The following is an 11784-nucleotide window of genomic DNA, read 5'->3' as shown; positions in this document are numbered from 1 at the left end:
GGAGGGGAGCGCCGTGAAAAAGCGTGAACTGCGGTCAATGCTGTTCCAGCTGGAGCTGAGCCGCCGGAGGCTGCTCCAGCCCTGGTTCTCCGGCCTGGGGCTCACCCTGGGCCAGGGGCAGCCCCGGATTCTCGCCCGCCTCCTCCAGGGGGACGGCCTGACCCAGCGGGAGCTGGCCGACGCCTGTGTGCTGGACGCCGCCACCCTCTCCCGGGCCCTGGACCGGATGGAGGAGACGGGACTCATCCGCCGGGTGGAGAACCCGGGCAGCCGCCGGTCCTACCTGGTCCGGCTCACCGACGCCGGGCGGGAGAAGGCCGCCCAGGTCCAGCAGGGGTTTGACCGGGTGGACGAGGTGCTCTGCCGGGGGTTTTCCCAGGCGGAGCTGGACCGGCTCCAGGAGGACCTGGAGCGCCTGCGGGCCAACCTGGACGGGTGCGAGGGCCTGTTCGGGGGAAAATCCACCTGACAAGTGGGAAAACATTTTACAAAATGTGCAAACAGCGGTATAATAAAGCCTGCCGGACTTGCGGGAAAGCGCGGTCCGGCAGGTATTTTATTGGCGAGGTATTGTATGAAGAAACTCATTCCCCTGTTCCTGAGCCTGGCGCTGCTGCTGTCCGGCTGCGGCCCTGCCGCCGCGCCGGAGGAGGACGGCACGCTGCACGTGGCGGCCATGACCTACCCCATCTATCTCTTCACCAGCCGGGTCATCGAGGGCGCCGAGGGGGTGGAGGCGGAGGCGGTCATCAACCAGCCCATGAGCTGCCTCCACGACTACACCCTGACCGTCAACGACATGAAGGCCATCCAGGGCGCCGACCTGCTCCTGCTCAACGGCGTGGGCCTGGAGGACGCCATGTCCTCCGCCATCGAGTCCAGCGGCGTGCCCACGGTGGACTGCTCGGGGGGCGTGTCCCTCCTCCACTACGGGGAGAGCGCCGAGGAGCACGCCGCCCACGGCGGCGAGGACGACCACGACGACCACGACCACGGCGAGTACGACCCCCACATCTGGATGGACCCGTCCCGGGCCGCCGTGATGGTGGAGAACATCGCCGCCGCCCTGTCCCAGGCCGACCCGGACAACGCCCAGCTGTACGCGGACAACGCCGCGGCCTATGCCGGCGAGCTGACCGCCCTGAAGGATGAGCTGCGGGACTGTCTCTCCGGCCTGGAGCCCAGAGAGCTCATCACCTTCCACGAGGGCTTCGGCTACTTTGCCGACGCCATGGGCCTGACCGTGGTCAAGGCCATCGAGGAGGAGGCGGGCAGCGAGGCCAGCGCCAGGGAACTGGTGGAAATTATTGATTTGATCGAGCAGTATCAGCTGCCCGCCATCTTCACCGAGGCCAACGGCTCGGACGCCACCGCCAACGCGGTGTCCCGGGAGACGGGGGTCAAGGTAGCCCAGCTGACCATGCTCATGAGCGCCGAGGCGGTGCCAGCGGACAGCGACGATCCCTACCGGGCCGGGCTGGAGCAGAATGTCAACACGATCCTGGAGGCCTATGAATGAGAAAACCAAAGCATGAGATCCAGGGCGCCGGCTGCGCGGGCGCCTGCTGCCTCCGGGTGGAGCACCTGGGGGTGGACATGGGTGGAGCGGACATCCTCCGGGACGTCAACTTCCACCTCCACTGCGGCCAGATCGTGGCTCTGATCGGCCCCAACGGCGCGGGCAAGAGCTCTCTGTTCAAGGCCGTGCTGGGCCAGATCCCCCACAGCGGCACCATCGAGTTCCAGAAGGCGGGGGGAAAGCACACCCGCCCCCTCATCGGCTACGTGCCCCAGTCCCCCGCCTTTGACCGGGGGGACCCGGTGAGCGTGTTCGACTTCTTCTCCGCCGCCATCTCCTCCTGGCCGGTGTTCCTGCCCGCGCCCAAGAGCCTGCGCAAGCGGGTGATCGCCTGCCTGGAGCGGGTCCACGGCGCCGACCTCATCGACAAGCGCATGGGCGCCCTGTCGGGCGGCGAGCTCCAGCGGGTGCTCATGGCCATGGCCCTGGAGCCGCTGCCCCATATCCTGATCCTGGACGAGCCCCTCTCCGGCGTGGACATCGACGGCGAGCGGCAGCTGCTGGACATGCTGGACGAGATCTGCACCCAGTACGACCTGTCCATCCTCCTGTCCACCCACGACTTCGCCACCCTGGAGGAGTACGCCGACCAGGTGATCCTCCTCAAGTCCACGGTGCTGAAGGTGGGCACGCCCGCGGAGGTTCTCTCCTCCGATGAGTTCAGAGCCGTGTTCCACCTGGACCTGAGAAAGGGGGCGGGGTCGTAATGGAGCTGTGGTATCAGATCGTATCCATTCTGCCCTTTGAATGGGCCGGGCCCGACGGGCTCTACTTTATGAAGAACGCCCTGCTGGCGGTGCTGGTCATCTCGCCCCTGTTCGGACTGCTGTCCACCATGGTGGTCACCAACCGGATGTCCTTCTTCTCCGACGCCCTGGGCCACTCCGCCTTTACCGGCATGGCCATCGGCGCCATCTTCGGCTTTGTGGACCCCATGTGGTGCGCGGTGATCTTCGCCATCGCCTTCTCCCTGCTCTTCACCCTGGTGCGCCACCGGACCCACATGGCCAGCGACACCGTCATCGGCGTCTTCTCCTCCACGGCGGTGGCCCTGGGCATCTTCCTGGCCACCCTGGGGGGCAGCAGCTTCACCAAGTTCAACAACCTGCTCATCGGCGACATCCTCAGCGTGGAGCCGGGCAAGATCGGCCTGCTGGCCCTCATCCTGCTGCTGGTGGTGGTACTGTGGCTGGCGTCCTTCAACCAGCTGATGATCTCCTCCATCCACCCCGCCCTGGCGGACAGCCGGGGCATCCGGGTGTTCTGGCAGGAGGCCCTGTTCTCCGCGGCCATCGCCGTGGTGGTCACCGTGTCCATGACCTGGGTGGGCCTGCTGGTCATCAACTCCCTGCTGGTGCTCCCCGCCGCCGCCGCCCGGAACCTGGCCCGCAACATGCGGCAGTACCACCTGTTTTCCATCCTGGGGGCCATTGTGGCCGGCATCGCCGGGCTGATGACCTCCTACTACGCGGGCACCTCTGCCGGCGCGTCCATCACGCTGTATCTGGCGGCCTTCTTCGCCGTCACCTTCCTGCTGCGGGGCCGCCGGGCCTGACATCACCGCCGGAGACGAGAGGAGGCGGAGTCCTTGAACAGAAAAAAGGAAAAGAATCAGGAGCGCTCCGCGCCCCGGAAGGTCCACCTCTGGAGCTCCCTCCAGACAAAATTCGCCCTGACCTACATCGCAGTCATCGCGGCGGTGCTGGTGCTGCTCAACACCTACCCCCTCCTGGCCTCCCGGGAGCTGGTGGAGACCTCCAAACAGACCGCCCTCCAGAGCCAGGCGTCCCTGATTTCCTCGGCATTGTCCAGCCTGCGCACCATGACCTACGACGGCGCCGACGGCGTCTTTCAGGAACTGCGGCTCCAGGACAACGTGGACCTGGCCCGCATCCGCATCCTGGTGACCGACGCGGCGGGCATGATCATCTACGACACCGGCGAGACCGGCGCCACCATCGGCCGGTATGCCCTGGTGGGCGAGGTGGTCACCGCCCTCAAGGGCCAGGGCTACGACGTGTTCACCTGCCAGTACCGGGACGGGGTGTTCCGCAACCGGGCCGCCGCCCCGGTGGTGTACCGGGGGTCCATCATCGGCGCCGTGTGCCTCTATGAGTACGACGCCGACCAGGGGGCCCTGCTCTCCGGGGTCCAGCGGAACCTGGGCCGGATCTCCGTGATCATCTGCCTGGTGGCCCTGCTGCTGAGCGCGGTGTTCTCCCGGGCCCTCACCCGGCGGATGGGCACCCTGCTCAAAGCCATCCGCATCGTGCGGGAGGGCGAGTACAGCCACCGGGTCCAGCTGGGGGGACACGACGAGCTGGCCCTGCTGGCCGACGAGTTTGACCAGCTGACCGGCCGCCTCCAGACCACGGAGGAGGTGCGCCGCCGCTTTGTGTCCGACGCCTCCCACGAGCTGAAGACCCCGCTGGCCTCCATCCGCCTGCTCACCGACTCCATCCTCCAGTCCGACCACATGGACCCGGAGACAGGGAAGGAGTTCGTCAGCGACATCGGCGAGGAGGCCGAGCGGCTCACCCGCATCACCGAAAAGCTGCTCACCCTCACCCGTATGGACAACGCCGCCCCGGTCCACACCGAGCCGGTGGATGTGAAATACGTGGTGGAGAAGGTGGAGCATATGCTCTCGCCTCTGGCCAAGGCGGTGGACGTGACGCTGCTGTGCCGGCTGGACGAGGGCTGCTTTGTCCGGGCCACCCAGGACGACATCTACCAGATCGCCTTCAACCTGATGGAAAACGCCATCAAGTACAACCTGCCCCAGGGCACCGTGACGGTGACGCTGTTCGTCCGTGGAAAGAGCGTCATCCTCCGGGTGGAGGACACCGGCGTGGGCATCCCGGAGGAGGATCTGCCCAAGGTGTTCGACCGGTTCTACCGGGTTGACAAGGCCCGCTCCCGGGAGGCGGGCGGCACCGGCCTGGGCCTGTCCATCGTGCGGGACACCGCCCGGCAGCACGGCGGCTCTGTGACCGTCCGCCGCCGGGACCCGGAGCCGGGCACCTGCTTTGAGGTCGTGTTTCCGCTCTGTCAGCCGGAAGGGGGGAGCGAGCAGTGAGACAGTGTGATTTGCGCCGGAACAGCGGTCTGCTGCTGGTCCTGTGGACCGGCCTGCTGCTCCTGTCGGCCTGCGCCCTGGTGGAGAGCGGGGAGGAGACCCAGCCCCAGGGGGCCTACAAGGTCTACTACGCGGTGACCGGGGAGGAGGCCACGGTCCAGGCGGTGGACTGGGAGTACCATGTCCCCTCCGGCGAGGACACCGCTTCCGCCCTGGCGGAGCTGGTGCTCTCCCAGCCCGAGACCCCCGGCCTGACCTCGCCCGCCCCCTCGGGCACCCGGCTGCTCTCCTGCCAGCTGGAGGAGGGGCAGCTGCGGCTGGACCTGTCCGAGCAGTACGGCGGCCTGTCCGGCGTGGATCTGACAGTGGCCAACTCCTGCCTCACCCTCACCCTGTGCCAGCTGGAGGGGGTGGAGGAGGTGTACATCACCGTGGAGGGGGAGGCCATCCCCTACCAGACCCTGCGGGCCATGGGCACGGACGACGTGCTCCTGCCCGGCACAGGGGAGGGAGAGCTGACCGTGGCGGTGGGGCTGTGCTTCCCCAGGGCCGACGGCAGCGGCCTGGGGGTGGAGTACCGCGACGTGGTGCAGAACGAGGGGGACACCATGGCCAGCGCCGTGTTTTCCGCCCTGCTGGAGGGCCCCCGGTACCGGGAGCTGACCAGCCTGATGCCCGAGGACACCAAGTTGCGGGGCATCTCGGTGGAGGGCGGCGTGTGCACCGTGAACCTGTCGCCCGAGTTTCTCGCCGCGCTGCCGGAGGACGAGCAGTCGGCCCGGCTGCTGCTCTACTCCATCGTCAACACCCTGTGCATGCAGGAGGACCTGTCCATCAGCACCGTGCAGATCCTGGCCGACGGCCACGCCATTGAGTCCATCGGCGGCGTGCCGGCCTCCGTGCCCCTGGAGCCGGACTGGACGCTGCTGGAGTCTTGACAGAGTCCAACCGGGCGTGTAGGATATTCCTGTTACAAAATGCCAACGCAGGGCCGGGAACCAGGCCCGCCGCCGGACAGACGGCTTACCCAAGAAAAAGGAGAGCATGACCATGAGTGACTACCGTATGAGCACCAACTGCATCCACGCCGGATATCGCCCCGGAAACGGCGAGCCCCGGAATATTCCCATTATCCAGTCCACCACCTTCCGGTACGCCACCGGCGAGCAGATGGGCGCCCTCTTTGATCTGGAGGCCAGCGGCTACTTCTATACCCGCCTCCAGAACCCCACCAACGACCACGTGGCGGCCAAGATCTGCGCCCTGGAGGGCGGCACGGCGGCCATGCTCACCTCCTCCGGCCAGGCGGCCAACTTCTACGCGGTGTTCAACATCGCCTCCTGCGGCGACCACGTGGTGGCCTCCTCCGCCATCTACGGCGGCACCTTCAATCTCTTCGCCGTCACCATGAAGCGGATGGGCGTGGAGTTCACCTTTGTGGACCCGGACTGCTCCGAGGAGGAGCTGGAGGCCGCCTTCAAGCCCAACACCAAGGCTGTGTTCGGCGAGACCATCGCCAACCCCGCCCTCACCGTGCTGGACATCGAGAAGTTCGCCAAGGCGGCCCACGCCCACGGCGTGCCCCTCATTGTGGACAACACCTTCCCCACCCCTGTGAACTGCCGCCCCTTTGAGTGGGGCGCCGACATCGTCACCCACTCCACCACCAAGTACATGGACGGCCACGCCAACGCGGTGGGCGGCGCCATTGTGGACTCGGGCAAGTTCGACTGGATGGCCCACGCCGACAAGTTCCCCGGCCTGACCACCCCCGACGAGAGCTACCACGGCATCACCTACGCCGAGAAGTTCGGCAAGGAGGGCGCCTACATCACCAAGGCCACCGCCCAGCTCATGCGGGACTTCGGCTCCATCCCCTCTCCCCAGAACTGCTATTACCTGAACATCGGCCTGGAGACCCTGCCTCTGCGGATGAAGCAGCACTGCTCCAACGCTCTGGCCGTGGCCCAGTATCTCCAGGGCCACGAGAAGGTGGCATGGGTCAAGTACCCCGGCCTGGAGGGGGATCAGTACCACGCCATGGCCGCCAAGTACATGCCCAATGGTACCTGCGGCGTGGTGTCCTTCGGCGTGAAGGGCGGCCGCGCGGCGGCCTCCAAATTCATGGCCGGGCTGGAGCTGGCCTCCATCGCCACTCACGTGGCCGACGCCAAGACCTGCGTGCTCCACCCCGCCTCCACCACCCACCGGCAGATGAATGACGCCGAGCTGGCTGCCGCCGGTGTGTCTCCCGACCTGGTGCGCCTGTCCGTGGGCATCGAGGACCCCGCCGACATCCTGGCCGACGTGGAGAAGGCCCTGGCCGGCGTGTAAACTGAAACTGAGAAAATCCCCCTCCTGCACACAGCGCGGGAGGGGGATTCACGCAATAGGGGAAAATCTATGAGGATGATAGGGATGGACCTGTTTTCAAAATACAGAGCGCTGAACATAGACGGCAGACTGATTTCTCTTGCATATGAGGAACGCGCAGAGCCCTATTTCTGCTACCCTGTGAATGCCAGAGTGATTGGCTTTGAAGGCTGCATATTGTATTGTTTCCTGCCTGAATATGGGGATATGGTCTTTGCGTCAAATCCCGAGAGTTGTGCGGATAAAAATGTCTATCCCCTTGCAGCAGACTTTAAGGATTTTATGCGGCTGATTCTGGCATGCGGTTCCGCCAATCCGGTTGAACAGATTGTATGGATGAATAAACAGCAGTTTGAGCAGCACTTACAGAGCGAAAGAGAAGCGCAGACACCGGAGCAGAGAGAGCTGATGTCCTTTCTGGCCCATGAGTTGAGCCTTACGCCCATGGAAAATCCCTTTGAATATGTAAAGTCATTGCAGTCAGAGTTTGATGACAGCAAAGTCCAATACAGTGATGAATACTACGATGTTCTTGGAATTGAGAGATAGTTTCCGCCTTTACAATCCCTTTTTTGTCGGCTGAAAAAGCTGAGCAGGAGATGACCATAAAACGAGGGGCCCCGCCGGTACCGGCGGGGCCTCGCGCTTTTGCTTTATTTACTTGGCATAGTAGTTGATCAGGCAGCCCGCCAGCACGATATCCCGCTCCTCGCGGGTCATGCCGGGCAGGCGGAGGGTGACGGTGCGCTCCTGGCCGTTCTGGATGAGGGTGGCCTCCACGGTCTCGTCCATAGACTCCAGCACCTTCCGGATGCCGGGCAGCCACAGCTTGTCTCCGGGCTGGACGTTCCAGTCCTTCACATCATCGGCCACAAAGGGCAGCATGCCCCAGTTGACCACGTTGGAGCGGTAGCGCTTGGTGGCGTACTCAGCGGCCAGGTTGGCGCAGCCGCCCAGCACGCGCTGGCAGGAGGCGGCCTGCTCCCGGGCGGAGCCGTCGCCGGGCTTGAGGGCCATGACAAAGGTGCCCAGGCCGGTGGTGCGGCCGTCCCGGCCGCCCAGGGCCTCCACAACGGCGGCGTCCTCCGGGTTCTTCCGCCGCAGCAGCTCCACCTCCTGGACCGCCTTGGCACGGGGGACGTACTGGGGGTCCTTGCGGCTCAGGGCGAACTGGGAGAGCTTGATGGGGTTGGAGCGGTAGGAGGAGGTCTCGCCGGAGGGGATGAGCTCGTCGGTGGTGGTCACCGGGTCATAGATAGCGGCGGCGGCGGTGAGGAGCAGGTTCTCCGGCATGGGGATCTGCTCGGGCCAGTCGGCGATGTTGGGGCCAAAGACCAGCTCGGTCTCGGGCTGGGGGTGGCCCACGCCGAAGTACACCCGGGCCTTGTAGGCGGAGTCGTCGTAGTGGTAGGGCTCGTTGGCGGGATCAGCGGGCACATCGGGCAGCTCGGTGGCGGCGGTGAGCACGCCGCCGTTGAGGGCGGTGGCCGCGATGGAGCGGGCGTCCATCAGGGCCACGTAGGCCACCTGGCCGTCGGCGGGCTTGGAGCCCTCCCGGTTGGGGAAGTTGCGGGTGGAGTGGCGGATGGAGAAGGCGCCGTTGGCGGGTACGTCGCCCGCGCCGAAGCAGGGGCCGCAGAAGCAGGAGCGGATGGACGCGCCGGCGGCCATCAGGTCGGCGATGTAGCCCTGCTTGGTCAGCTCCAGGTTGATGGGCATGGAGCCGGGGTAGCAGGAGAGCCAGAAGGCGTCGGAGCCGATGGCGTGGCCCTTGAGGATCTGGGCGGCCCGGACCAGGTTCTGGTAGGTGCCGCCGGAGCAGCCGGCGATGACGCCCTGGTCCACGTGGAACTGGCCGTCGTGGATCTTCTTGGTGAGGGAGGGCGCGCCGTTCTTCAGTTCCAGCTGGCGCACCGCGTCCTCCTCCACCTGGTGGAGCAGGTCGGCCATGTTGGCCTTGAACTCCTTGATGGTGAAGGCGTTGGAGGGGTGGAAGGGCAGGGCGATCATGGGCTCCACGGCGGACAGGTCCACCTCGATGACGCCGTCGTACCAGGCGCCGTCGGCGGGGGCCTGGGCCTGGTAGGCGTCGCCCCGGCCCAGGATACCCAGGTATTCCTTCACGGTCTCGTCAGTGCTCCACACGGAGGATAGGCAGGCGGTCTCGGTGGTCATTACGTCGATGCCGCAGCGGTAGTCCATGGACAGGTTCTTCACGCCGGGGCCGAAGAACTCCATCACCGCGTTCTTCACCGCGCCGATCTTGAAGGTGGCGCCGATGAGGGCCAGGGCCACGTCCTGGGGGCCCACGCCGGGGCGGGGCGCGCCGGTGAGGTGGATGGCGATGACCCTGGGGTAGGCGATATCGTAGGTCTTGCACAGCAGCTGGCGGGCCAGCTCGGGGCCGCCCTCGCCGATGGCCATGCAGCCGTAGGCGCCGTAGCGGGTGTGGGAGTCGGAGCCCAGGATCATCCGGCCGGGGGCGGCGTACCGCTCCCGCATGTAGGAGTGGATGACGGCCTGGTGGGCGGGGACGAACTCGCCGCCGTACTTCTTGGCGGCGGACAGGCCGAACACGTGGTCGTCCTCATTAATGGTGCCGCCCACGGCGCACAGGGAGTTGTGGCAGTTGGTGAGTACGTAGGGCAGGGGGAACTCCTTCATGCCGGAGGCGCGGGCGGTCTGGATGATGCCCACGTAGGTGATATCATGGGAGGCCATGGCGTCGAATTTCAGCTTCAGTTCGGCCATGTTGCCGGCGGTGTTGTGGGCCTTGAGGATGTGATAGGCCATAGTGCCGGATTTGGCCAGCTGAGGCGCGGGCAGGCCGGCGGCCGCACCCTCGGACTCGGAGAGGAAGCCGCCGTCCCGATAGTAGACGCCGGAGAGAGTCAGTTTGATGCTCATGGACGTACCTCCAATATCTTGTGGATTTTGAAATGGTTTTGCGGGCAGAGAACCGAGGACTTGTGTGACATCAGTTCGCTGATTCAATAAATATTATCATACCAAAGCGGCGGGGAAAGTGCAAGCGGCAGGGGTGGGAAAATGCGGATTTCCCCGGGACGCCGTCAGGACATATAAAAAATGTAAAAATTTATGTCAACCTTTTTGACCCAAATCCATTGACGGACAGAAGGGGATTCGGTAGAATAATAGGGAACGTGTGCCGGTGCCCCTGAGGCCCGGAATGAGATAGGCTTACAGAGAATAAGGAGTTCCCCATGAGACAGACAAAGAGAGCGGCTGCATTTCTGCTGATGCTGGCCCTGCTGGTATCCTTCCTGCCGGTCCAGGCGGCGGGGCCCAACGGGCTGCTGAATATCGAGGTACATAACGAGTCCGCGGGGCGCTACGAGCCCCAGCAGGCGGAGAAGGTGAACATCAGCCTGGACGGGACGGTCATCGACCTGACGGGCGACGTGCCCGGCCTGGCGCTGGGCGGGCGCACCATGGTGCCCATCCGCACGGTGGCCGAGGCTCTGGGGGCCACGGTGCTCTGGCCTCAGGGGAGCAACCAGGTCATCCTGCGCAAGGGGGTGGACACCATCGTGCTCACCCTGGGCTCGGCCAACGCGGTGGTCAACGGCAAGGTGGAGCCCCTGCCCGACGGCGTGCCCGCCTGTGTGGTGAAGTGCCAGGGGGTGGAGCGGACCATGGTGCCTCTGCGGTTCGTGTCCGAGCAGCTGGGCGCCCAGGTGGACTGGGACCAGGAGACCTTTACCGCCATCATCATCAGCGGGGAGAACGACACGGCCTACATCACCCGCATCCAGGCCGACTATGACCGCCAGACCGTGTTCATTGAGACGGACCGGAAGCTGGAGTACCGGGTCACCGACGGCAGCGGCAAGGTGACCCTGGACGTGCTGGGCGCGGAGCTGTCGGCGGGGTTCCCCGGCACCATCCCGGTGGACAACGACTTTATCGCCACGGTCCGCTACGCCCAGCACGGCTCCGATTTGTACGAGGGGTATGACCACGTGGTGCGGGTGGAGCTGACCCTGGCCGACGGCGTCACCCGGGAGAAGAACCTGACCATCGAGCAGCAGGACGACGGTATCCTCATCACGGCCTTCCGGCCCCAGGAGGAGGCGCCCCAGGTGCCGGATACCCCGGCGGAGGAGCCCACCGACCCGGTGAACCCGTCCAACCCCATCGACCCGTCCCGCCGGACCGTGGTCATCGACCCGGGCCACGGCGGCACCAGCAGCGGCGCGGTGTACGAGGGCATCCTGGAGAAGGACCTGACCCTGCCCATCTCCCTGAAGCTGGCCGCTCTGCTGAAGGCGGCGGGGTACAACGTGGTCATGACCCGCTCCACCGACGTGTATGTGGGATTGTACGAGCGGGCGGACATCGCCAACAGCGTGGACGCGGATATCTTTGTCTCCATCCACGCCAATGCCTTTGACGACCCGTCGGTCAACGGCCTCATCACCTACTACCACCCCTCCAGCGGACGGGGCAAGCGGCTGGCCCAGGCCATCCAGACCCCGGCCTGCCAGGCCACCGGCGCCAAGAACCGGAACATCGCCTCGGCGGACTTCGTGGTCCTGCGGGAGACCGACATGTGCGCCGTGCTGGTGGAGACCGGCTTTATGACCAACCACGACGAGCTGATGAAGCTCAACACCAGCTCCTATCAGGACAAGCTGGCCCAGGGCATCGCCCAGGGTATCATCAACTACCTGAACACGCTGGGCTGATTTCTTCAAAAAAGTACCGTCGGGCAGCTGCCCGGCGGTACTTT

10 protein-coding genes are annotated in these 11784 nt (G+C 65.4%); 9 read left to right on the top strand and 1 reads right to left on the bottom strand.

What is annotated here, in order from left to right:
- Positions 1 to 13 precede the first annotated feature (13 nt).
- From WMO64_RS10955 to WMO64_RS10920, 8 genes are all read left to right on the top strand, one after another.
- Positions 14 to 469 (top strand): MarR family winged helix-turn-helix transcriptional regulator, encoded by a 456-nt coding sequence (locus tag WMO64_RS10955; RefSeq protein ID WP_294518141.1) that lies wholly within the window; start codon positions 14 to 16, stop codon positions 467 to 469.
- 105 nt (positions 470 to 574) lie between these two features.
- Positions 575 to 1519: a metal ABC transporter substrate-binding protein gene (locus WMO64_RS10950; protein WP_349231990.1), complete on the top strand. Its 945-nt coding sequence runs from the start codon at positions 575 to 577 to the stop codon at positions 1517 to 1519.
- Complete coding sequence (locus WMO64_RS10945) at positions 1516 to 2286, top strand: metal ABC transporter ATP-binding protein (RefSeq protein WP_294518145.1); 771 nt, start codon at positions 1516 to 1518, stop codon at positions 2284 to 2286. Before WMO64_RS10950 ends, WMO64_RS10945 begins: the two co-directional genes overlap by 4 nt.
- Positions 2286 to 3134: a metal ABC transporter permease gene (locus tag WMO64_RS10940; protein ID WP_294518147.1), complete on the top strand. Its 849-nt coding sequence runs from the start codon at positions 2286 to 2288 to the stop codon at positions 3132 to 3134. The genes WMO64_RS10945 and WMO64_RS10940 overlap by 1 nt, the downstream gene beginning before the upstream one ends.
- A 33-nt stretch (positions 3135 to 3167) precedes the next feature.
- Positions 3168 to 4658: a sensor histidine kinase gene (locus tag WMO64_RS10935; RefSeq protein WP_349231989.1), complete on the top strand. Its 1491-nt coding sequence runs from the start codon at positions 3168 to 3170 to the stop codon at positions 4656 to 4658.
- Positions 4655 to 5596 (top strand): GerMN domain-containing protein, encoded by a 942-nt coding sequence (locus WMO64_RS10930; RefSeq protein WP_294518151.1) that lies wholly within the window; start codon positions 4655 to 4657, stop codon positions 5594 to 5596. The genes WMO64_RS10935 and WMO64_RS10930 overlap by 4 nt, the downstream gene beginning before the upstream one ends.
- A gap of 112 nt (positions 5597 to 5708) precedes the next feature.
- Complete coding sequence (locus WMO64_RS10925; RefSeq protein ID WP_294518154.1) at positions 5709 to 6992, top strand: O-acetylhomoserine aminocarboxypropyltransferase/cysteine synthase family protein; 1284 nt, start codon at positions 5709 to 5711, stop codon at positions 6990 to 6992.
- Positions 6993 to 7076: 84 nt separating this feature from the next.
- On the top strand, positions 7077 to 7580 hold the full coding sequence (locus tag WMO64_RS10920; RefSeq protein ID WP_294518156.1) for a hypothetical protein: 504 nt from the start codon (positions 7077 to 7079) through the stop codon (positions 7578 to 7580).
- Positions 7581 to 7688: 108 nt separating this feature from the next.
- Here the strand turns inward: WMO64_RS10920 and WMO64_RS10915 are convergent, their stop codons facing one another.
- Positions 7689 to 9938, bottom strand: coding sequence for a hydratase (locus WMO64_RS10915; protein WP_349231988.1), 2250 nt, complete (start codon positions 9936 to 9938; stop codon positions 7689 to 7691).
- A 317-nt stretch (positions 9939 to 10255) separates the two neighbouring features.
- Between WMO64_RS10915 and WMO64_RS10910 the strand changes: the two genes are divergently transcribed.
- Complete coding sequence (locus WMO64_RS10910) at positions 10256 to 11740, top strand: N-acetylmuramoyl-L-alanine amidase (RefSeq protein WP_294518160.1); 1485 nt, start codon at positions 10256 to 10258, stop codon at positions 11738 to 11740.
- Positions 11741 to 11784 lie beyond the last annotated feature (44 nt).

This window comes from Pseudoflavonifractor intestinihominis, assembly GCF_040096055.1.
Lineage (GTDB): Bacteria > Bacillota > Clostridia > Oscillospirales > Oscillospiraceae > Pseudoflavonifractor > Pseudoflavonifractor intestinihominis.
The sequence above is the reverse complement of the archived record's forward strand: the minus strand, read 5'-3'. Positions and strand labels throughout refer to the sequence as shown.